The sequence below is a fragment of the Pinisolibacter sp. DMC19 genome (genome assembly GCF_056313985.1).
In genome coordinates, this window is the sequence record NZ_JBQUZF010000003.1 from 264,632 (window position 1) to 287,126 (window position 22,495).

Annotated in this window: 16 protein-coding genes and 1 pseudogene; 9 read left to right on the forward strand and 8 right to left on the reverse strand. The window is 70.8% G+C overall.

Annotated elements, in window-relative coordinates; genetic code table 11:
- Positions 1 to 54: 54 nt before the first annotated feature.
- Entirely contained in the window at positions 55 to 669 is a 615-nt protein-coding gene (locus tag ACT53U_RS09375; RefSeq protein ID WP_476154426.1) for a cysteine hydrolase family protein, read from the reverse strand.
- 101 nt (positions 670 to 770) lie between these two features.
- Here ACT53U_RS09375 and ACT53U_RS09380 point away from each other — a divergent pair, with 101 nt between their 5' ends.
- Positions 771 to 1,664, forward strand: a complete 894-nt coding sequence (locus ACT53U_RS09380; RefSeq protein ID WP_476154428.1) for a LysR family transcriptional regulator — start codon at positions 771 to 773, stop codon at positions 1,662 to 1,664.
- On the opposite strand, the gene ACT53U_RS09385 is transcribed toward ACT53U_RS09380, so the two are convergent.
- On the reverse strand, positions 1,657 to 2,241 hold the full coding sequence (locus ACT53U_RS09385; RefSeq protein ID WP_476154430.1) for a DUF4337 domain-containing protein: 585 nt from the start codon (positions 2,239 to 2,241) through the stop codon (positions 1,657 to 1,659). The genes ACT53U_RS09380 and ACT53U_RS09385 overlap by 8 nt on opposite strands.
- Before the next feature lie 245 nt (positions 2,242 to 2,486).
- Here ACT53U_RS09385 and ahcY point away from each other — a divergent pair, with 245 nt between their 5' ends.
- The 8 genes and pseudogenes from ahcY (at position 2,487) to grpE (ending at position 16,989) form a co-directional block, all read left to right on the forward strand.
- The gene (gene ahcY / locus ACT53U_RS09390) at positions 2,487 to 3,887 is read left to right on the forward strand and encodes an adenosylhomocysteinase (RefSeq protein WP_476154432.1); all 1,401 of its coding nucleotides are present in this window, start codon (positions 2,487 to 2,489) and stop codon (positions 3,885 to 3,887) included.
- A gap of 259 nt (positions 3,888 to 4,146) precedes the next feature.
- On the forward strand, positions 4,147 to 6,597 hold the full coding sequence (locus ACT53U_RS09395; RefSeq protein WP_476154433.1) for a sensor histidine kinase: 2,451 nt from the start codon (positions 4,147 to 4,149) through the stop codon (positions 6,595 to 6,597).
- A gap of 37 nt (positions 6,598 to 6,634) precedes the next feature.
- Positions 6,635 to 8,176: a tRNA (adenosine(37)-N6)-threonylcarbamoyltransferase complex ATPase subunit type 1 TsaE gene (gene tsaE, locus ACT53U_RS09400; protein WP_476154435.1), complete on the forward strand. Its 1,542-nt coding sequence runs from the start codon at positions 6,635 to 6,637 to the stop codon at positions 8,174 to 8,176.
- A 25-nt stretch (positions 8,177 to 8,201) separates the two neighbouring features.
- The gene (locus ACT53U_RS09405) at positions 8,202 to 8,936 is read left to right on the forward strand and encodes a nucleotidyltransferase family protein (protein WP_476154437.1); all 735 of its coding nucleotides are present in this window, start codon (positions 8,202 to 8,204) and stop codon (positions 8,934 to 8,936) included.
- A 28-nt stretch (positions 8,937 to 8,964) separates the two neighbouring features.
- The gene (gene addB / locus ACT53U_RS09410; RefSeq protein WP_476154439.1) at positions 8,965 to 12,186 is read left to right on the forward strand and encodes a double-strand break repair protein AddB; all 3,222 of its coding nucleotides are present in this window, start codon (positions 8,965 to 8,967) and stop codon (positions 12,184 to 12,186) included.
- The gene (addA, locus tag ACT53U_RS09415; protein ID WP_476154441.1) at positions 12,183 to 15,713 is read left to right on the forward strand and encodes a double-strand break repair helicase AddA; all 3,531 of its coding nucleotides are present in this window, start codon (positions 12,183 to 12,185) and stop codon (positions 15,711 to 15,713) included. Before addB ends, addA begins: the two co-directional genes overlap by 4 nt.
- A 111-nt stretch (positions 15,714 to 15,824) precedes the next feature.
- Positions 15,825 to 16,151, forward strand: a pseudogene (gene trxA, locus ACT53U_RS09420) (thioredoxin); the annotation flags it as partial.
- Between the two features lie 181 nt (positions 16,152 to 16,332).
- On the forward strand, positions 16,333 to 16,989 hold the full coding sequence (gene grpE, locus ACT53U_RS09425; RefSeq protein ID WP_476154442.1) for a nucleotide exchange factor GrpE: 657 nt from the start codon (positions 16,333 to 16,335) through the stop codon (positions 16,987 to 16,989).
- A gap of 194 nt (positions 16,990 to 17,183) precedes the next feature.
- Here grpE and ubiV read toward each other — a convergent pair whose 3' ends face one another.
- From ubiV to ACT53U_RS09455, 6 genes are all read right to left on the reverse strand, one after another.
- The gene (ubiV, locus tag ACT53U_RS09430) at positions 17,184 to 18,113 is read right to left on the reverse strand and encodes a ubiquinone anaerobic biosynthesis protein UbiV (protein WP_476154444.1); all 930 of its coding nucleotides are present in this window, start codon (positions 18,111 to 18,113) and stop codon (positions 17,184 to 17,186) included.
- Positions 18,114 to 18,118: 5 nt separating this feature from the next.
- Positions 18,119 to 19,120 (reverse strand): ubiquinone anaerobic biosynthesis protein UbiU, encoded by a 1,002-nt coding sequence (ubiU, locus tag ACT53U_RS09435; protein WP_476154446.1) that lies wholly within the window; start codon positions 19,118 to 19,120, stop codon positions 18,119 to 18,121.
- Positions 19,117 to 19,677, reverse strand: a complete 561-nt coding sequence (gene ubiT / locus ACT53U_RS09440) for a ubiquinone anaerobic biosynthesis accessory factor UbiT (RefSeq protein ID WP_476154447.1) — start codon at positions 19,675 to 19,677, stop codon at positions 19,117 to 19,119. The genes ubiU and ubiT overlap by 4 nt, the downstream gene beginning before the upstream one ends.
- 89 nt (positions 19,678 to 19,766) lie before the next feature.
- Positions 19,767 to 20,438, reverse strand: coding sequence for a hydrogenase maturation protease (locus tag ACT53U_RS09445; RefSeq protein WP_476154449.1), 672 nt, complete (start codon positions 20,436 to 20,438; stop codon positions 19,767 to 19,769).
- Positions 20,435 to 21,913 (reverse strand): Ni/Fe hydrogenase subunit alpha, encoded by a 1,479-nt coding sequence (locus ACT53U_RS09450; protein WP_476154450.1) that lies wholly within the window; start codon positions 21,911 to 21,913, stop codon positions 20,435 to 20,437. Before ACT53U_RS09450 ends, ACT53U_RS09445 begins: the two co-directional genes overlap by 4 nt.
- A gap of 13 nt (positions 21,914 to 21,926) precedes the next feature.
- Complete coding sequence (locus ACT53U_RS09455) at positions 21,927 to 22,490, reverse strand: NADH-quinone oxidoreductase subunit B family protein (protein ID WP_476154452.1); 564 nt, start codon at positions 22,488 to 22,490, stop codon at positions 21,927 to 21,929.
- Positions 22,491 to 22,495 lie beyond the last annotated feature (5 nt).

Below are 22,495 nucleotides of genomic sequence, written 5' to 3' on the forward strand. Positions count from 1 at the left end.
TAACACGCCTCGCCGCCCGGCCCAATAGGTCGAACGAGCGGCGAGGCGGAGGCGTCACCCGACGTTCGCGGCGAGCAGCGCGTCGAGATCGACGATCGCGGCGCAGCGGTCGGAGAGAGCGACGAGGCTCGCGGCATGGAGATCGGCCGCCGCCAGCACGCCGCCGGAAGGCGTCGGCAGGTCGCGGGTGGTGCAGGCGTCGGCGACGACGGTGACCGCATGGCCGCGGTCTGAGGCCTCGCGCACGGTGGAGGAGACGCAGTTGTGCGTCATGAAGCCGGCGACGATCAGCGGCGTGGTCCCCGGCACCGGCAGATGATCGAGCAAGGTCGTGCCGACGAAGGCGGAGACACGGGTCTTCTCGACCACCGCCTCGCCCGGTGCCGGCACGATCTCGTCGACGAAGGCGCCGCGCGGCGCGGCCCGGTCGAAGGCACCGCCGGCGCGGCCGGCATGGGCGACGTGGATCACCCGTCCGCCCGCCGCGCGCACCGCCTCGACGAGGCGCACGGCCTTGGCGATCGCCGGTTCGACCGCGGTGAGCTGCAGCGGACCGGCGCGATACTCGTTCTGCACGTCGATCAGCACCAGCGTGGCCTCGGCGAGGCGCGGCAGCGGCGGCACGGCGCCGGCCATGGCGAGGAGGGTCTTCGGAAGGGTCACGGTCATCGGGGGCTCCTTGTCTGGATCATGCCCCTCGATCGCACGGCGACATTCGCAGGAAAATCGGCGATGATCGGCGACCAATCTGCAAAAATGCAGGAACAATCATGCCGAACCCCAAAGCCCTCGACTGGGACGACCTCCGCCTCGCCCTCGATCTCGCCGACCTCGGCACGCTGTCGGCGGCGGCCCGCCTGCGCGGCGTCGACCAGACCACCGCCTCGCGCCGTCTCGCGCGGATCGAGAAGCGGCTGGGGCTCCGCCTCTTCGATCGGATCGATCGCCGGCTCGTCGCATTGCCCGCGGTGACGGAGGTCGTCGGCGAGCTGCGCGCCATGGCGGAGGCGGCGCGGCGGGTCGAAACGCGGCTCGTCGGCGAGCGCCTGCGGCTCGACGGGCACGTCTCGGTCTCGACGCTGGAACTGCTGGCGACGCGGATCATCGCGCCGGCCTTGGCCGACTTCCGCCGTGCCCATCCGGGGGTGCGGCTCAGCCTCGATCTCACCGATGCCAACGTCTCGATCGCGGCGCGGCAGGCCGACATCGCCGTGCGTCTCGCCCGGCCGGCGGAGGACGACGCGCTCGCCCGGCGGATCGGCCGGCTCGCCTTCGGTCTCTACGGTCCCGCCGATGCCGAAGCGCCCGAGCGCCTGCCGCTCGCCGCCTACGGCGAGAAACTCGCCCACGTACCGGAGAGCCGCTGGCTCGCCGAACACATGGGCTCCGTGGTGCCGAGCTTCCGCGCCGACACGGCGGCGGCACTTCTCGAGGCGGCGGCGGCGGGGCATCGCGCGGTGCTGCCGCGCTTCCTCGCCGAGGCCGACCGGCGGCTGGCGCCGATCGCCACCGAGGCGGCGCTGCCGATGCGCGAGATCTGGCTCTTGGTCCATCCCGAACGGCGGCGCGATCCGTCGGTGGCGGCGACCGTCGACTGGCTCGCCGCCACCTTCGCCGCGCGTGCGGACATGGGCGCCGGCATGGGCCCCGACGGCGTCAGTTGAGGATCGCCACCAGGAAGTCGGGGTGCAGCGCCGTCCAGCCGTTGAAGCCGGCGATGGCGAAGACGATGCCACCCGTGCCCATCGCCGTGGCGACGCCGAAGAGCCAGCGCACCCGGGTCAGCGCGGTGACCGCGAAGAGCGCCAGGGCGATCGACAGCATGGCGTCGGAGAGATCGAAGAGATCGTCGCGATCGTTGCCGGCGTTGTAGTCGGCGTCGCGCGCCTTGGCCTTGGCGGCGGATTCGTCGGCGCGGGCCTTGTAGGCGTCGGCCTGCTTCTTCCAATCGCCGAGCTTCGCCTCGAGCTCCGGCGTCATGGCCTGCGTCGCCTTCGTCTGCTCGATCGCCAGCTCGATGCCGAACTGGCGCTGGCGGCGGGCCTGATACTCGTTCCAGAAGTCGACCGTCTCGGCCTGGGCCTTCTGCATCGCCTGGACGATGTTGTCGTCCTTGATCTTCGACACCGCCATGAAGGCGGAGAGGATGGCCACGGCGATGGCGATCCAGTTGTTGAAACGGTCGCGGCTGGATTCGCTCTCGCCACTCGACGAGGCCTGCGGAATTTCGAACTCGGCCATGGTCCCTCCCGGTAGGTCCGATACGGAAGAGACACACTCTGCCTCCGATCAAGGCAATCTCGTGAACGAAATCGAAGGTCGCGCCTTGTCACGATGATATAAAGAAATCTTTATATCCTTATTGCCATGGTGGCGCCGCTCGTCTACAAGGCGCCATCCGGCACTGCCTCGAGGGCGGTGCATCCGCGCGCGCCACGGCGCGCCCCGTCGAGGGGAGACGCCCTCGCGACCTTTCGGAGATCGACATGACGAAGTTCACCGACTACGCCGTCAAGGACATGAGCCTCGCCGCCTGGGGCCGCAAGGAGATCGACATCGCCGAGACGGAGATGCCCGGTCTGATGGCGGTGCGTGCCGAATACGGCCCGGCCCAGCCGCTGAAGGGCGCCCGCATCGCCGGCTGCCTGCACATGACGATCCAGACGGCGGTCCTGATCGAGACCCTCGTCGCGCTCGGCGCCGAGGTGCGCTGGTCGTCGTGCAACATCTTCTCCACCCAGGACCACGCCGCCGCCGGCATCGCGGCCGCGAACATCCCGGTCTTCGCCCACAAGGGCGAGAGCCTGGAAGAATACTGGGCCTTCGTCGCCAAGACCTTCGAGTGGCATGACGGCGGCGTGCCGAACATGATCCTCGACGACGGCGGCGACGCCACCATGTACGTCATCCTCGGCGCCGAAGCCGAGAAGGACGTCTCGGTCCTCGCCAACCCGGGCAACGAGGAAGAGATCGTCTTCTTCGCCGAGATCAAGAAGCGCCTCGCCGCCCAGCCGGGCTGGTTCGCCAAGGTCCGCGCCTCGATCAAGGGTGTCTCGGAAGAGACCACCACGGGCGTCCATCGCCTCTACATGCTCACCGAGCAGGGCCGCCTGCCCTTCCCGGCGATCAACGTCAACGACAGCGTCACCAAGTCGAAGTTCGACAACCTCTACGGCTGCCGTGAATCGCTGGTCGATGGCATCCGCCGCGCCACCGACGTCATGCTCGCCGGCAAGATCGCGGTCGTCGCCGGCTACGGCGACGTCGGCAAGGGCTCGGCCGCCTCGCTCCGCAACGGCGGCGCCCGCGTGCTCGTGACCGAGATCGACCCGATCTGCGCCCTGCAGGCGGCGATGGAAGGCTACGAGGTGGTGACCATGGAAGACGCCGCCCCCAAGGGCGACATCTTCGTGACGGCGACCGGCAACAAGGACGTCATCACCATCGAGCACATGCGCGCGATGAAGAACAACGCCATCGTCTGCAACATCGGCCACTTCGATGCCGAGATCCAGATCGCGGCGCTGAAGAACTACACCTGGGAGAACATCAAGCCGCAGGTCGACCACGTGGTCTTCCCGGACGGCAAACGTCTGATCGTTCTCTCCGAGGGTCGTCTGGTGAACCTCGGCAACGCCACCGGTCACCCGAGCTTCGTGATGTCGGCCTCGTTCACCAACCAGACGCTGGCCCAGCTCGAGCTGTGGACCAACGGCGGCGCCTACGAGAACCGCGTCTACACCCTGCCGAAGAAGCTCGACGAGAAGGTCGCCTTCCTGCACCTCGCCAAGCTCGGCGTGAAGCTCTCGACCCTGTCGAAGGAGCAGGCCGACTACATCGGTGTCACCGCCGCAGGTCCGTTCAAACCCGACCACTACCGGTATTGATTCGAAGTCGATCGGAACACAACATCTTGGGCGCGACAGAATTTCTGTCGCGCCTTTTTCATGTTCTCGTTTCGGACTCTCCCGGAGCCTGCCATCGATCGGTATCTTGATCGTGATTCGGGGGGCTTCGACCGCGTCACGTCTTCGAAGTCCGATCACAAAGCCAGTCATTCTGCGCGTGGAGAGGACCTTCGACATGGTGGGGCGGGGGAGAGGACGGATTCCGACGTCGCTCCGACGGTCGGTCGCCCGCTGGGTGATGGCCGCCGCCGGTTGCGGCTGGGCCTTCGACGCGGCGCGGGCGGCCGAACTCGCCGATGCGACCTCGACCCACCAGATCATGCTCACCGCCTCGATGATCGGCGCCGTCGCCGTCGCCGTCGCCTCGGCCGCCGGCATGATGCGCGCCCGCGCCCGGTCCGAGGACACGATCGCCGCGCTGAGTGCCGACAATGCCGACCTCAAGGCGCAGGTCGACCGCGCCGAGGCGCTGCTCGAGGCCGACGACCAGATCATTCTCGCCTTCGGCAAGACCGGTGAGGCGCCCGCCTTCCTCGGCAATCTCGGTCCGGAGGCCGGCGCGCCGCGCACGCGGGCCGAGTTTCTCGCCTTCGGCAACTGGCTGATGCCGACCTCGGCCGGCGACCTCGATCGGGCGACACAGGGTCTGCGCGAACGCGGCACGCCCTTCGATCTCGAGATCGCCACCCGTTCGGGCACCCATGTCGAGGCGCGCGGCCGCGTCGCCGGTGGGCGCCCCTTCGTGCGCTTCTCCGACCTCGGCCGCGAACGCCGGGCGCACGCCGAACTCGCCGAGCGCCACCGCCGGCTGATGGCCGACGTCGAGGCGATGCGCGCATTGTTCGAGGCGATGCCGAGCCCGGTGTGGCTGCGCGGCCTCGACGGTCGGCTCGCCTGGGTCAACCCGGCCTATGCCCGCGCGGTCGACGCGCTCGACGCGACCCAGGCGGTCGCCGACGGGCTGGAACTGCTCGACACCGCCGGCCGCAAGGCGATCGCTCAAGGGCGCAACGCCGCGCTCGCCGTCGACCTGCGTCTGCCCGTGGTGGTGGGTGGCCAGCGGCTGACCTACGACGTCGTCGACGTCGCCTCCGCCCACGGCGAGGCCGGCATCGCCATCGACGTCTCGAACCTCGAGCGCATCCAGGCCGAGCTCCGCCGCACCATCGACTTCCACGCCCGCACGCTCGACCAGCTGGCGACCGCCGTCGCCATCTTCGGCGGCGACAAGCGGCTGCAGTTCTACAACGCCGCCTTCCGTTCGTTGTGGGGCCTCGACGCGGCCTTCCTCGAGTCCTCGCCCGACGACGGCGCCGTGCTCGACCGGCTGCGCGCCTCGCGCAAACTGCCCGAGCAGGCCGACTGGCGCTCGTGGAAGCGCGACATGCAGGCCGCCTATCAGAGCCTCGACGCGCGCGAGCACTGGTGGCATCTGCCGGACGGCCAGACCATCCGCGTCATCGCCAACCCGCATCCGCAGGGCGGCGTGACCTATGTCTACGAGAACGTCACCGAGAAGATCGACCTCGAGAAGCGCAACAACGCGCTCGTCCGCGTCCAGCGCGAGACGCTCGACCATCTCTCCGAAGGCGTCGCGGTGTTCGGCTCCGACGGCCGCCTGCGGCTGTGGAACCCGGCCTTCGCCGGCATGTGGCGCCTCGCCGAGACCGACCTCGACTGCAAGCCGCACATCGCCGACGTGGTCCTGCGCATGTCGCTGGTCCACGAGGATCCGGCGACCTGGAACCGCCTCAAGGTGGCGGTGACCGGCCTCGTCGACGACCGCGAACGGCTGACCGGCGCGCTCGAGCGGCGCGACGGCATGGTGGTCGAATACGGTTCGGTGCCGCTGCCCGACGGCGCGACGCTGGTCACCTTCGTCAACGTCACCGACACGGTGAACGTCGAACGCGCCCTGGTCGAGAAGAACGAGGCGCTGGAGGAGGCCGACCACATCAAGACCGACTTCGTCGGCCTCGTCTCCTACGAGCTGCGCTCGCCGCTGACCAACATCGTCGGCTTCACCCATCTCCTCGCCGACCAGACCCGCACCGGCCCGCTCAACGACAAGCAGCGCGACTACACGCAGCACATCATGTCGTCGAGCCAGGCGTTGATGGCGATCGTCGACGACATTCTCGACCTCGCCACCATCGACGCCGGCATCATGCGGCTCGAACTCGGCCCGGTCGATCTCGCTCGCACGGTGGAGAGCGCGCTCGAGGGCATCAAGGATCGCCTCACCGCCAATCGCCTCAGCCTCGTCACCGACATCGCCGACGATCTCGGCATCGTCGCCGCCGACGAGAAGCGCATCCGCCAGATCCTCTTCAACCTGCTCTCCAACGCCGTCTCCTTCTCGACCGAGGGCGGCGAGGTCCGCATCCGCGCCCGCCGCGACGGCGGCGAGGTGACGCTGTCGGTCGCCGACGAGGGCGTCGGCATCCCCGAGGAGCAGATCGCCCAGGTGTTCGACCGCTTCTACACCAAGCGCCGCGGCCCCCACCGCGGCGGCGCCGGTCTCGGTCTGTCGATCGTCAAGAGCTTCGTCGAACTGCACGGCGGCACCGTCGCGATCACCTCGACCGAGGGACGCGGCACCGAAGTCGTCTGCCGCATGCCGCTCGCCCCCGCCGAACGCCCGTCCGCGACGGTCGAGCCGACGCCGCTCGGCCTCGCCGGAGAGTGATCGGCGCCCGTCCGCACCGACGCCCGAAGGCCCGACCATGAGCGCCGAACCCGCCGTTCTCGATCTCCGGCTGACGCTCGACGACGAGAGGGCGACCGTCGCCCTCGCCGAGGATCTCGCAGCCGTCCTGCGTCGCGGCGACGTCGTCGCCCTGGTCGGCGATCTCGGCGCCGGCAAGTCGACCTTCGCCCGTGCCGTGCTGCGCGCGCTCGCCGACGACGACCGGCTCGAGGTACCGAGCCCGACCTTCACGCTGGTGCAGAGTTACGACCTGCCGCGTTTTCCGGTCGCCCACTACGACCTCTATCGCCTCTCCGACGGCTCCGAACTCGACGAACTCGGCTTCGACGAGGCGATCGGGGAGGGCGCCGCGCTGGTCGAATGGCCCGATCGCGGCGAAGACCGGCTGCCGCCGACGACCCTGGTCGTCGCCATCGGCCCCGGCGCGGGACCCGACGAACGCGTCGTCCGCCTGACCGGCCCCGCGGCCGCCTGGGAAGCCCGCCTCACCCGCACGCTGGAGATCCGCGCCTTCCTCGAGACGGCCGGAAGTCCCCGCAGCCATCGCCGCCACCTGCAGGGCGATGCCTCGTCGCGCTCCTACGAGCGCATCCGGGACGAGACCGGCTCCACCGTGCTGATGAACCATCCGCCCGAACCCGACGACGACGCCGGCCGCGCCCGTGTCGCCGCGCGGGCCGCCGCCAAGCTCGCCGAGGGGCCGCGGCCCTTCCTGGCGCTCGGTCTGGCGCTCGCCGAACGCGGCATCTCTGTGCCGGAGATCCTCGCCCACGATCTCGATGCCGGGCTGATGCTGCTCGAGGATCTCGGCTCGGAGTTCTGCGTCGCGGGCACGCCGCCGCTGCCGATCCCGGATCGCTACCGCGCGGCGGTCGCGCTGCTGGCGCATCTCCACGGGGGGCCGTTGCCCGAAGCGATCGACGACGGCGAGGGTGGCGCCTATGCGCTGCCTGCCTACGATCGCGCCAATCTCGAGGCCGAGGTCTCGGTCTTTCTCGACTGGGGCGTGCCGCATCTCCTCGGCCGGCCGGCGAGCGCGGCGGAGCGCGCCTCGTTCCTGGCGCTGTGGGCGCCGCTCTTCGACGAGATCCTCGCCGGCCCGCGCACCTGGTGCCTGCGCGACTACCATTCGCCCAACATCCTGTGGCTCGAGGACCGCGCAGGCTTCGCCCGCATCGGCCTCCTCGACTTCCAGGACACGATCCTCGGCCATCCCGCCTACGACGTCGTCTCGATCACGCAGGACGCCCGCGTCGACGTCGCCCCGGCGCTCGAGGCCGATCTCGTCGCGACTTACGTCGCCGCCCGCCGTGCCGCCGATCCGGCCTTCGACGAGGGCGCCTACCGCCGCGCCCATGCCATTCTCGCCGCCCAGCGCAACACCCGCATCCTCGGCGTCTTCGCCCGGCTGAAGCATCGCGACGGCAAACCGCACTACCTCGCCCACATGCCGCGGCTGTGGAACTATCTCGATCGTGTGTTCGCCGAGCCGGTTTTGCGGGGGCTGAAGCTCTGGTATGAGGACGTCGTGCCGGCCGACCGGCGCGCCGCCCCGTGATTCCTCAGAGGTTCGGAAGTCTCGCATGACCGCATCGAAGCCGTTCCGCCCGACCCACGCCATGGTGCTCGCCGCGGGCCTCGGCAAGCGCATGCGCCCGATCACCGCGACCACGCCGAAGCCGCTGGTCGAGGTCGGTGGCCGCTCGCTGATCGACCACGGGCTGGAGAAGCTCCGCGCCGCCGGCGTCGAGACCGCCGTGGTCAACGTCCACTGGCTAGCCGATCTGGTCGAAGTCCACGTCGCCAAGTGCAAGACGCCGTCGATCGTCTTCTCCGACGAGCGCGCGGAACTGCTCGAGACCGGCGGTGGCATCGTCAAGGCGCTGCCGCTCCTCGGCGAGAAGCCCTTCTTCCTGATCAACTCCGACAGTTTCTGGATCGAGGGCTATCGCCCCAATCTCGACCTGCTCACGGCGCGCTGGGACGAGGCGACGATGGACGCGCTGCTGCTGCTCGCCCCCACCGTCGGCTCGATCGGCTACGACGGCGCCGGCGACTTCCTGATGGACGAGACCGGGCGGCTCTCGCGCCGGACCTCGCCGCGCGTCGCGCCCTTCGTCTATTCCGGCGCCGCGATCCTGTCGCCGCGCCTCTTCGCCGACGCGCCGAAGGGCCGTTTCTCGCTCAACGTCCTGTTCGATCGCGCCCTCGAGGCCGGCCGGCTGTGGGGTCAGCGGATGAACGGGCAGTGGTTGCACGTCGGTACCCCGCGCGCGATAAGGGAAGCCGAAGCGGCGATCGCCGAAAGCGCCGATTGATCGGCGCGACCGGCGCCACGGAGGCGGCATGAGCGGCGAAGCGACGTCTCCCGCGATCTCCGGCCGGGTCTCCGGCGGGACGCCGCGCGTCGCCTCGATCGAGGCCGGCCGGCCCTTCCTGCCGACGCTGGTCGACGCGCTGCTCGACGGCGAACTCTTCCCCGACTTCCGCTTCGACGGCTCCGATCCGGCGGCGCTCGCCGCCGTCACGCTGCTGGTGCCGACCCGGCGTGCGGCGCGCGCCGCGGCGGATGCGATCGTCGCCGCCGTCGCCGCCCGCGGCCACGGCCGCGCGGTGCTGCTGCCCGACATCCGCCCCTTCGGCGACGTCGAGGGGGACGGCGAACTGGTCGACGTCGATCTCGATCTGGAACCGGTCGTCGGCCCGCTCGAACGGCGCCTCACCATGACGCGGCTCGTCATGGGCTGGACCAAGCTCCTCGGCGCGGCGACGGCCCATCCGTTGACCGGGACCATGCCGACGCTGCCGACCAGCCCGGCCGACGCGGTGAAGCTCGCCGACGCGCTGATCACGCTGATGGATCAGGTCGTGTCGCAGGGCGTCGACTGGAGCCGGCTCGCGACGCTCGTTCCCGAGGATCATGCGCTCTACTGGCAGCTGACGCGGTCGTTCCTGACCATCGTCACCGAGGCCTGGCCGCACCATCTCGCCGAGATCGGCCGCGCCGACCCGACCGTGCGCCGCCACGAGGCGGTGCGCGCGGCGGCTCGGCGGATCGCCGAGAACCCGCCGAAGGGGCCGGTGATCGCCGCCGGTTCCACCGGTTCGGTGCCCTCGACCGCCGATCTGATCGAGGCGGTGGCGCGGAGCCCGCGCGGCATCGCCGTGCTGCCCGGCCTCGATTTCGACCTCGACGACGAGGCCTGGGCGAGCCTCGAGTCCGACGTGGGCAGCGAGGCGGACCCCGTCCCGTCGCATCCGCAATACGGCCTCCGCCTGCTGCTCGACCGCTTCGGTCTGACGCGTGCCGACGTCGCCCGCATCGGCGGCGACGGTGGGGCGGATGCGGTCGCGCGCCGCCGGCTGCTGTCGGAGGCCATGCGGCCCGCCGAGACGACCGAGCACTGGCGCGGCTTCGCGGAAGCCGCGAGCGCCGGTGCCTTCGATCTCGATGCCGCGCTCTCCGGCCTGTCGCTGCTCGAGGCGCGCAACGAGGCGGAGGAGGCGGTCGCGGTGGCCTTGGCGCTGCGCGAGGCGATCGAGGTGCCGGGCGCCACGGCGGCCCTCGTCACCCCCGACCGCAACCTCGCCCGCCGCGTCGCCGCCGAACTCGCCCGCTGGGGCATCGAGATCGACGATTCCGCCGGTCGTCCGCTCGGCCACACCGCGCCGGGTACGCTCTTCCGCCTCGCCGGCGAGGTGGCGCTCTCCGGCTGCGACCCGATCGCGGTGGCGACCCTGCTCTCCCATCCGCTCGCCCGCTTCGGCCGCAGCGGCGCCGAGGCGCGACGGCTCGGCCGGGCGATCGAGCTGATCGCGCTGCGCGGACCGCGTCCCGCCCCCGGCATGGCGGGGCTGATCGCCGCTTTCGACGAGGCCTCGGCCGCGATCGAGGCCAACCCGGGACGCACCGCCGCCCCCCGCCGCCGCATCGGCGCCGAGACGCGGACGGCCGCCCGTGCCCTGCTGGTCGACCTCACCGCGATCCTCGCGCCGCTCGAAGCGCTCGGGGCGAAGGGCGATCACCCGCTCGCCGACTGGGTCGCCGCCCAGATCGAGGCGACCCGCCGCCTTGCCCGCGACGAGGACGGGTCGGATGCCCGGCTCTTCGCCGACGAGGAGGGCGAGGCGCTCGCCCGCACCCTCGCCGACCTCGTCGCCGCCGCCGCCGCCCCCGCCGCCGAGATCGCCCTCGACGGCTCGACCTGGCCGGGCTTCCTCGACGCGCTGGTCGGCAGCCGCCCGGTCAACCGGCGCACCGCGCCGGGGGCAAGGCTCTTCGTCTTCGGCCCGCTCGAAGCCCGCCTCCTCTCCTTCGACCTGCTTGTGCTCGCCGGGCTCGACGAAGGCATCTGGCCGATCGCCACCCGCTCCGACCCGTGGCTGTCGCGCCCCATGCGTCGCCACATGGCGCTCGAGGCGCCGGAGCGCCGCGTCGGCCTCGCCGCCCACGACTTCGTGCAGGGCGCCGCGAGCCCGCGCGTCCTGCTCGCCCGCGCGGCGCGTTCGGGCGGCACGCCGACGGTGCCCTCGCGCTGGCTGCAGCGGCTCGCGACGGTGGTGGGCCGAGGCGGGATCGCGGCACTTTCCGCCCGCGCCGAGCCGCATCTCTCACTCGCGCGCACCATCGACCGCGGCGACGGCACGGCACGGCCGATCGGCCGGCCGAACCCCAAGCCGCCGCCCGACGTGCGCCCGAAACAGGCTTCGGTCACCGAGATCGAGACCTGGATCCGTGACCCCTATGCGGTGCATGCCCGCCGCATTCTCGGCCTCGACCCGCTCGACCCGATCGGCCGCGAGATCGGCGCCGCCGAGCGCGGCACCTTCCTGCACGAGGTGCTGGCCGATTTCGTCGAGAAGGACGGGGCCAAGGCGGGGCCGGCGGCGCTCGCGCGGCTGATCGCCATCGGCGAGGAGAAGCTCGCGGCCTTCGATGCCTTTCCCGAAGCCGTGGCGCTGTGGCGGGCGCGGCTGGCGGCGATCGCACCGTGGTGGCTGGAGGCGGAGGAGGAGCACGGCGCCCTCGTCGTCGAGCGTCACGCCGAGATCAAGGGCCGCCGCGACACGCTCGTCGACGGCGAGGTCTTCACCCTCACCGGCCGCGCCGACCGGATCGATCTGCTGAGCGACGGTTCGGTCCGCCTGCTCGACTACAAGACCGGCACGCCGCCGAGCGAGAAACAGGTGCAGAGCCTCCTGTCGCCGCAGCTGGCGCTGGAGACGGCGATGCTGATCGCCGGCGGCTTCGACCATGAAGGGAACACCGCCTTCGCCAATCGTCGGATCGCCGAGATCACCTATCTCCACCTCAAGGGCGGCCGCGACGGCGGCGACTGGCAGGAGCGCGGCAAGGCCAAGGGCGACGACGCGCTCGACGCGGCCGGTCTCGCCGCCGCCGCCGAGGAGGCGTTGGCGAAGCTCGTCCGCAAGTATCGCGATCCGGCGACGGGCTATCCCTCGCGACCGCGGGTGCAGTTCGAGAAGGCGCGGTCAGGCCCCTACGATCACCTCGCCCGCGTCGCCGAATGGGCGGCCGGCGAGGCGGGCGAAGGAGGCGAGGCATGAGCCGGCGTCTCGTTCCCCCGGCCGAGACCGTGTCGCGGCAGAACCGTGCCTCCGACCCCGGCACTTCGGCCTGGGTCTCGGCCAATGCCGGCTCGGGCAAGACCTGGGTCCTGACCCAACGCGTCATCCGCACGCTGCTCGCCGGCACGCCGGCCAATCGCATCCTCTGCCTGACCTTCACCAAGGCGGCGGCGGCCAACATGTCGAACCGCGTCTTCGCCACGCTCGGCGAATGGGCGACGGCCGACGACGCGGGCCTCGCGAAGAAGATCGCCGAGGCCGAGGGCGGCCGCGCCGACGCCGTCCCGCCCAAGCGCCTCGCCCGCGCCCGCCGCCTCTTCGCCGAGGCGATCGAGACGCCGGGCGGGCTGAAGATCCAGACCATCCACGCCTTCTGCGAGTCGATCCTCAAGCAGTTCCCGCTCGAGGCCGACCTCGGCGGCGGCTTCGACATTCTCGACGACCGGCGGACCCGCGATCTCGTCCAGCGGGCGCGCGAGGGCGTATTGGTCGCGGCGAGTGCCGAAGGCGTCGCCGGCCCGCTCGGCCGGGCGCTCGCCACCGCGCTCGAGGCCGGCGGCGAGATGGGGCTCGAACGGGCGCTGACGTCGCTGATCGGCGCGCGCGACGATCTCGCCCGTTGGATTCGCGAGGCCGGCGACCTCGAGGCGGCGATCGCCGAACTCGGCCGCCTGACGGGCCTTCGCGACGGCCGCGACGAGGCCGGCATCCGCGCCGAGATCCTCGTCTCGCCGAACCTTCCAGCGGCCTACGCCCGTGCCCACGCCGAGGCGAGCGTCGCCGGCGCCAAGACCGATCAGGACCAGGCGGCGAAGCTCTTCGCCGCCCTCGACGAGACCGTGCCGATCGCCGACCGGGTCGCTGCCTGGCGCGCCGTCTTCTTCACCAAGAGCGGCACGCCGAAGGCGCCCCGCAGCCTCGGCACCAAGAAGATCCTCGACGCCCGCCCCGACTTCCTCGACCGCGCAGCAGTTGAAGCAGCGCGGCTCGGCGCGCTCTTCGACGAACTCGCGGCACTCGCCTCGCATCGCGCCTCCGCCGCGCTGCTCCTCCTCGGCGACCGGGTGATCCAGGCCTACGAGAGTGCCAAGCGGGCGCGGTCGGCGGTCGATTTCGACGATCTCGTCGGGCGCACCGCCGATCTCCTGTCGATCCGCTCGGCGGCGGCCTGGGTGCAGTACAAGCTCGACAAGGGCATCGACCACATCCTGATCGACGAGGCGCAGGACACCAATCCGCGCCAGTGGCGGATCGTCTCCGGCCTCGCCGAAGAGTTCTTCGCCGGCGAAGGCGCCCGGGCGAAGCGGCGGACGATCTTCGCCGTCGGCGACGAGAAACAGTCGATCTATTCCTTCCAGGGCGCGGCGCCGGAGACCTTCGCGGCGAGCCGGCGGCAGTTCGAGACGGCGGCGCGCGGCGCCGACGAGCCCTTCGCCGGGGTCGATCTGGTGATGAGCTTCCGCTCGGTGCCGGCGGTTCTGTCGGCGGTCGACGCTGTCTTCGCCGAGCCGACGACGCGAGCCAAGATCCTGTCGGACGCCACCGACTACACCACCCACACCGCGCTGCGCGCCGATGCGCCGGGCGAGGTCGCGGTCTGGCCGATGGAACTGCCCGACACGCTCGAGGAGCCGACCGACTGGACCGCGCCGCTCGATGCCGTCGCCGCGACACAGCCGCACGTCCGGCTGGCGCGGTCGATCGCCGACGAGATCGGCCGGCTGACCGCCCCGGGCTTCCGCCTCGCCGGCACCGGCGCACGGATCGAATATCGCGACGTCATGGTGCTGGTGCGCAAGCGAGGCCCCTTCGTCGACGCGATGAACCGGGTCCTCAAGGAACGCGGCATCCCGGTCGCCGGCCAGGACCGGCTGAAACTCGCCGACCACATCGCCGTGCTCGATCTCGTGGCGCTCGGCCGGGTCGTCGCCATGCCGGAGGACGACCTGTCGCTGGCGGCGCTGCTGAAGAGCCCGCTCGTCGGTCTCGACGAGGACGTGCTGACCGAACTCGCGGCGATCGGCGAGGGCGACGGCCGGCGGGCGCGCTCCGAGAGCCTGTCGGATGCGCTGACACGCCGGGCGGCGGACGATCCGCGCTTCGCCGCGGTCGCCGCCCGCATCGCCCGCTGGCGCGATCTGGCGGCGCGGCTGCCGACCTACGAGTTCTTCGCCCGTGTGCTGTCGGCCGACGGGGGACGTGCCGCCTTCGTCGCCCGCCTCGGCTCGGAGGCCGACGACGTGCTCGACGAGTTCCTCGCCCAGGCGCTCGACGCCGATCGCGGGCCGGCGCCGAGCCTGTCGCGTTTCGTCGAGGATCTCGCCGCCGACAGCCCGGAGATCAAGCGCGAGATGGACGAGGCGCGCGACGAGGTGCGCGTCATGACCGTGCACGGCTCCAAGGGGCTGGAGGCCTCGGTCGTCTTCCTCGTCGACGGCGGAGCGCCGCCGACCTCGGCCACCCACGCCCCGCCGCTGCTGCGCCTCGCCCACCCGGTACCGGGGCGGCACCCCGCGCTCGCCTGGAGCCGGGGCAAGGCCGATCCGAGCGCCTTCGACCAGCCCAAGGCACGCGCCCGCGACGCCGCCGAGAACGAATATCTCCGCCTCCTCTACGTCGCCATGACGCGGGCGAAGGACCGGCTGGTGATCTGCGGCCATGCCGGTGCGCGTGGCGCCGATCCGGGGTGCTGGCATTCGCTTGCCGCATCCGCGCTCCGGGAGAAGGCCGAGGCGATCCCCGCCGCCGACGGGCGCGAGGTCCTCGTCTGGCGTGAAGGGCCGACGGCGCCGGTGGCGCTCGAAGCCGAGAAGCCGGTGGAAGCCGCGATGCTCACCGCCGCGCGCCCCGGATGGGTCGACCGGCCGCCGCCGACGCCCGCGGTGCCGCGCCGCCTGACGCCGTCGAGCGTCGGCGAGGAGGAGGCATCCGACCGCCGGCCGCGCGCAGCCGACGTGCTCGACGCGGCGCTCGCGCCCGAGAGCCCGGAACGGCTGCGCGGCATCCTCACCCATCGGCTGCTCGAAGTGTTGCCGAACGTGGCGGAAGCCTCGCGCGGCGAGGTCGCCCGCCGTCACGTCGCGGCGGAAGGGGCGCGGCTCGCCGCCGAGGCCCGCGAGGCGATCGTGGCGGAAGTCGAGGCGATCCTCGCCGATCCGGCCTTCGCCGCGGTCTTCGCGGAGGGCTCGCGCGCCGAGGCGCCGATCGCCGGCGAGATCGTCGACGCCAAGGGCGGTCTCGTCTCGGTCGCCGGCCGGATCGACCGGCTGGCGGTGACGGCGGCGGAGGTTCTGGTCGTCGACTTCAAGAGCGAACGGACGGACGCGGAGCGGGCGCGGGCGAGCGAGGCGCAGGTCGCCCAGCTCGCGCTCTATCGCCGGCTTCTCGGCGAGATCTTCCCCGGTCGACGGGTGCGCTGCGCGATTCTCTGGACGGCGATCCCGCGGCTCGACGAGATCGAGACGGCGCGACTCGACGCCGCGGCCCGCCGGCTCACGCTTCTATGATCTGGTGGCCGCCCTGCCGACCACCCCCGACATCTTGACGCTCGGTTGCCGGCTTCCTACGTTTGGCAACGAAGCACGCGACCATGTCCGGTCGCAGGAAAGACGAGGCCTTCCATGGCGACGCAGAAAGTCACCGACGCATCCTTCGAAACCGACGTCCTGAAGTCCGCCGAGCCGGTGGTCGTCGACTTCTGGGCGGAGTGGTGCGGCCCCTGCCGCATGATCGCCCCGGCGCTCGAGGAGATCTCTGCCGAGATGGCCGGCAAGGTGAAGATCGTCAAGCTCAACATCGACGAAAATCCCAACACCGCCATGAAGTTCGGCGTGCGCTCGATCCCCACCCTGATCGCCTTCAAGGGCGGCGAGGCGGCGTCGATGCAGGTCGGCGCGGCGCCGAAGGGCAAGCTCGTCGAGTGGATCAACGGCTCGGTCGCCTGATCGCCCGATCCGATGACGCATCGATCGACCCGGCCGGCGGCGACGCCGGTCGGGTCTTTCGTTTCGAAAGACGCGATTCGGCCTTGAAATCCGCGCCGGGAAATCGCAAATCCCGACCGAACCGTTTTCCGCTCCCCGCGGGAACGACAGACCGTCCGCGCAAGCCGCGGAATTCGAACGATTGTCCGCTCCCGCGGACCAGCGATCCGAGGACGCCATGACCGACGAGAACGCGATCGACCCCAAGGCCGACGCCGCCCAGCCGAGCGAGACCGCGGCGGAAGCCGCGCCCGAGACCCCGGTCGATCCGGCCGCGGCGCTCGCCGCCGAGAACGCCGAACTCAAGGACCGCCTCCTGCGCACGCTCGCCGAGATGGAGAACCTGCGCCGGCGGACCGAGAAGGAGATCAAGGACGCCCGCGACTATGCCGTGACCGGCTTCGCCCGCGACCTGCTCTCGGTCTGCGACAACTTCGACCGGGCGCTGTCCCACGCCCCGGTCGAGCTGCGCGCCGACGAGGCGACCGGCGGCAAGGCGCTGGTCGAAGGCGTCGAACTGACCGGCCGCGAACTTCTGAAGACGCTCGACAAGCACGGCGTCAAGAAGCTCTCCCCGCTCGGCGAGAAGTTCGATCCGAACCTGCATCAGGCGATGTTCGAGATCCCCAACCCGCAGGTCGCCGCCGGCACCGTGCTGCAGGTGATGCAGGACGGCTTCGCCATCGCCGGCCGCGTGCTGCGCCCGGCCCTCGTCGGCGTCGCCAAGGGCGGCCCGAAGGAAGCCCCGGCCGCCGCTGCTGCCCCGGAAGCGCCGGCCGGCGTCGACAAGACGGTCTGACGCGCGGGCCGCGGTTCTGCCGCGGCCTCGCCGACGTGCGCGATGCTTCGAGACGGGCGCCCGATGGGCGCCCTCCTCAGCATGAGGCGCATGTGATTGTTTCAAACATGAAAAGCGCCTCATGCTGAGGAGCGGGCCGAGGGCCCGCGTCTCGAAGCATCGCGCACCCGCGCACGGCGTCTCTGCCCGCCGGCTCACGCCCGCGCGGCACTCGTCGCCGTCGCCGGCCAGACGCCGCTCATCATCGGGATGCCGAGCGGCACCTTCAGCCCGGTCTCGCCGAGCCTGGCGCGCGCCTCGTCGGCCGAGATCCGCCCGTCGAGCCGGGCGCGGAAGATCGCCGCCACTGCGATCATGTCGCAGTCGTGGGGCGAGAGGCGGAAAGCGCCCACGCCCGCCGCGATCAGCCGCTCGCACTCGTCGGTGACGGCGACGCAGTCGCGCGACAGGGTCTGGACGCCGTTGATCGCGAGGAACGCCTCGCCGTCGAGCGTGTCGACCTCGAGCCCGTCCGGGTCCTGGTTGCAGACGAACTGGCAGCTGTCCTTGGCGAGCCCGTGGATGCGGGCGTGATAGCAGCGCCCGGAGATCGCCAGCGGCAGACGGCCGAAGGCATGGACCTGGATCTCGACGCCGAGGCGGGTGCCCTCCGCCGCCAGCCGCTCGATCGAAGCCATCGGCAACTCGTAGGGCAGCGCCACCGACCACGCGCCGCGCCGGGCGAAGAAGCCGAGCGTGCCCTCGTCGTAGACGTTGACCAGCGGCGACACCGCGAAGCGCCGTCCGGGGCCGAGATGCGCCAGCGGCGTCATGTCGTTGATCTCGAACTCGACGCCCTCGAGGCTCGCGAGATCCTTCACCAGCTGGCGTTCGCGCTTCAGCGTCGGCAGGGCGAGGGCATCGACCACCACGGTCTTGCCCGCCCGCGTCAGCCGCTCGATCGCGTCGGGCAGACGGTCGGCGAAGAAGGGCTCGCGCTTGGAACAGACCACCTCGCCGACGTGGACGCGGGTGACCTCCGCCTCGTCGGCGACGCGGGCGTAGAAGTCGGAGAGGCGATCCGCCGACCAGTTGAACAGCACCGGCCCCATCACCAGCGCCGGGGACTTCGTCTCGGTCGTCATCGCATTCACCGCCAGGTCTTCTTGTAGGCGCCGGTCGTCGTCGTCTGGCCTTCGGCGAGACGCGTCGTCATGTCCGAGGCGATCGGCCGGCCGGCCATGCAGTCGTCGACCGCCTTGCGGAAGGCCTGCACCACGGCCTGGGTATAGGCGCGGCTCCTCTGCCGGCCCTCGATCTTGAAGGCGGTGACGCCCGCCTCGATCAGGCCGGGGATGAGGTTCACCGCATCGAGACTGACCGGATCCTCGAAGACGTGACCGGAATAGTCGCCCGCCGTGAAGCGGCCCTTGCACAGCGTCGGATAGGGGGCCGCGACCCCCTTCGGCGTGCGGTCGATCGTATAGTTGCCGAGCCGGGCGACCAACTCGTCGTCCTCCTCGTGGTACTGGACGTGGCTCGGCGGCGAGCAGACGCCGGTCATGTTGGGCGACTTGCCGGTGGCGTGGCTCGACAGCGAGCACCGCCCCTCGGCCATGACGCAGAGCCCGCCGAAGACGAAGACCTCGGTCTCGCAGTCGATCTCGGCGTTGATCGCCGCGATCTCCGGCACGGAGAGGACGCGCGGCAGCACCACCCGGCGGATGCCGAAGGTCTCGACCCAGAAGCGGATCGCGTCCGGATTGGCGGCTGCCGCCTGCACCGAGAGATGACGGCGCAGGTTCGGGTGCTTCTCGGCGGTATGGGCGATCAGGCCGATGTCGGCGAGGATGACGGCGTCGGCACCGGCCCCTTCGGCACGGGCGACCGCGTCGTGCCAGACCTTCGCCCCGCCGGCGCGCGGGAAGGTGTTGATGGCGACGAGCACCTTGGCGCCACGGGCATGGGCGAACTTCACGCCGTCGATCAGCTCGCGCTCGTCGAAGTTCAGGCCGGGGAAGTTGCGGGCATTGGTCTCGTCGCGGAAGCCGCAGTAGACCGCGTCGGCACCGGCCTCGACGGCGGTCCTGAGCGCGGCCGGCGTGCCGGCGGGGCAGACGAGCTCGGGACGAATCTTCACGGGCGCGTTCATGGCTGAACTCCCGGTCGGCCGAGCGCCACGCCCGTCATCTTCTCGGCCATCGGCCGCACCGCCTCCAGCACCTGAGACACGTAGGAGGCGGCAGGCCCCGTCATCGCCGCGATCTCGGCCGCAAGGTCGATCTCGGCGTCGTCGACGGCGTTGCGCAGTGCCAGCACCGCCTCGGTGTCGCCCTCGATGACGATGTCGCGCGAGAAGAACAGCGCGTCGCCGTCGAGCGCCCCGTGGACCATGCCGACGAGGGCGGCGAGCGGCCCGGCGATGCGGGCGTCGTGGTCGACGTCGATGGTGCCCTCGGTATTGCGCTTCACCGCATGGAGCTGCGGCCGGATCGCGTCGGGGGCGAGCAGGAAGCCGAAGGAGAGATCGGCCGGCTCGATCAGGAAGCGCTTGGAGGCGTAGTCGCCGAGCCGCGAGAACAGCGAGGGGTGGCGATCGGTCAACGAGGTGACGAATCGCTCGAGCGCCACGTCGAGCGGCAGGGTCGGCAAACGCCCGAGAATCCGGTCGATGAGCCTTGGAAAGCGCGGGATGAGCGTATCGGTCATGATCGTGCCGGCATGCTGGGGCCGCGCCGGAGGGCGCGGCGGTCGGGGACTAAGTCTCATACTCCGCCCCCGCCCGTCCTTGCGGTCGATCAATCCTTCGTCGCATGCCGCCCGACGGTGGCCGCTCGCCACGCCGCGACGTCGGGTTCTTCGATGAGCGGACGCAGGAGAGCCCAGGCCGCGTCGAGCCGGGCGAGCGCCGCCTCGCTCATGTCGGTGCCGAGCGCGAACTGCTCGCCGCGGATGCCGAGCACGAAGGAGGGCGGCGGCGTGCGTTCGATGACGCGGGCATAGACGTCGAGCACCGCCTCCGGCGCCATGGCGTGGGAGGTGTGGGTCAGCCCCTCGCGCGGGCCGATCTCCTCGAAGGAGAAGGGGTCCGGCGCGATCACGCTGGCATCGACGAAGAGGGCGATGTCCGCCCCCGTCAGGTCGAGCGCATGTTCGAGTTGGAGCTGGAAGTCCTCGTGCGCGGTGACGTGGTCGAGGCCGAGCGCCTCGACCCGTTCGACGAGAGCCGGTCCGAGCCCGTCGTCGCCACGCGACGCGTTGCCCCATCCGAGCACGACGATACGCGGTCGGGCGGGCTCCTCGGGCTCGGCCGCTCCCCCGGAGCCGTCCGTCGGGACGGCCCCCGTCGCCTTGGCGGATCGTCCGCCGAAGCCGAAGGGAGCGGCGACGGCGCCGCCCCCCATGTCGTTCGACCCCTCGCTCGGGCGCGTCTCCGCGCCGTCGGTCTCTTCCGTCGTGTCTTCGCTCACGCGATCCCCGCCATGTTGCGTCTCGCACGATGCACCAGAGCACCGCTCGCGTCGACCAGATCGACTTCGAGCGGCATCTGGCCGAGCGCGTGCGTGGCGCAGCTCAGGCAGGGGTCATAGGCGCGGATCGCCACTTCGATGTGGTTGAGCAGACCCTCGGTGACTTCGCGACCGTCGAGATACTGGGTCGCGACCGAGCGGATCGCCTCGTTCATCGCCTGATTGTTGTTGGTGGTCGAGACGATCAGGTTGCAGAAGGTGACCTGGTCGTCCTCGTTCACCCGGTAGTGGTGGAACAGCGTGCCGCGCGGCGCCTCGACGACACCGACCGCCTCGCCGCGCCGATCGCCCTTGTCGGCCATCAGGTCGGTGCCGAGGATCTCCGGATCGTCGAGCAGATCGCGGATCATCTCGCAGGCGTTCAGGGCCTCGATCAGACGGGCCCAGTGATAGAACAGCGTGCCCATCACCGGCTTGCCGTTGCCGAGCTGCATCATCTTCTTGCGTTCGATCTCCGAGAGCGGCGTCGACATGCGGCTCGCCGACTGGACGCGGGCGAGCGGGCCGACCTTGTACCAGCCGTTCTCCGCCCCGAGCGAGCGGATGTGCGGGAACTTCATGTAGGACCAGGTCTTGGCCTCTTCCTCGAGCACCTGCTCGTAGCCGGCGTAGTCGACGTGGTCGAAGATGGTGTCGCCGTCGGCGGTCACTGCGCGCAGGCCGCCGTGGTAGTAGTCGAGCGTGCCGTCGGCATCGACCATGCCCATCATGTTCGAGCGGAACTCGCCGAACGTGTTGTAGAACTCGGGCTTGGTGCGATGGAGCGAGGCGACCATGTGGACCGCGCCCAGCGACCATTCGATCATCTGGTCGATGTCCTTGCGCATCTCGTCGCGCTCGGCCCGCGTCAGCGCCTTGTTCATGCCGCCGGGGATGGCGCCGGTGCCGTGGATGCGCTTGCCGGCGGTCATGCGGATGACCTCCTGGCCGTACTTGCGCAGCAGCACGCCCTGCTTGGCGATCTCGGGGAAGTCGAGCGCCACGCCGACGATGTTGCGCCGCGTCGGCTCGCTGTCGAAGCCGAGCAGCAGGTCGGGCGAGGCGAGGTGGAAGAAGTGGACGGCGTGGCTCTGCACCATCTGCCCGTAGTGCATCAGCCGGCGCAGCTTCTCGGCGGTCGAGGGCAGTTGCCCGTAGCCGGCGATCAGGTCCATCGCCTTGACGGCGGCGAGATGGTGGGAGACCGGGCAGATGCCGCAGAGCCGCTGCACGGTGACCGGCACTTCCCAGAAGGGACGCCCTTCGATGAAGACCTCGAAGCCGCGGAACTCGACGATGTGGAGGCGCACCTGATGGATGCGGTTGGCGTCGTCGAGCAGCAGCGTCACCTTGCCGTGACCCTCGACGCGGGTCACGGGGTCGATGGCGATGCGCCTCAGCTTCTGAGGATTGGCGGCAGTTTCCAGACGAGACATGTATCGGCTCCCCTCAGTCGAAGCGCAGCATCGGGTGCTCGAGGCGCGGAATGCGGCCGTCGATGAGATCGGTGAGATACTTCCAGATGGCGTCGCCGGACGGCGGGCAGCCGGGGATGAAGTAGTCGACGCGGACGACCTCGTTGATCGGGTGGACCTTGTCGAGCAGCAGCGGCAGCTCCGGATCGTTCGGGACGGTGCCCATGCCGTTGCCGGCCCGATCGGAATAGACGCGGCTCAGGCACTCGCCGACGTCGAGGTGGTTGCGCTGCGCCGGCAGGCCGCCGTTGACCGCGCAGGCGCCGAGCGCCACCAGCACCTTGGCGTTGGCGCGCAGCTCGCGCAGCACGTGGACGTTCTCGGCATTGGCGACGCCGCCTTCGACGATGGCGATGTCGACCGGGCCGCAGTGCTTGATGTCGGTGATCGGCGAGCGGTCGAACTCGGCGATCTCGGCGAGCGCCAGCAGGCGTTCGTCGATGTCGAGCAACGACATGTGGCAACCGAAGCAGCCCGACAGCGACGTCGTGGCGATCCGGACCTTGGCCTTGCGGACCGTGGGGGGGACATGGAACATTGGAC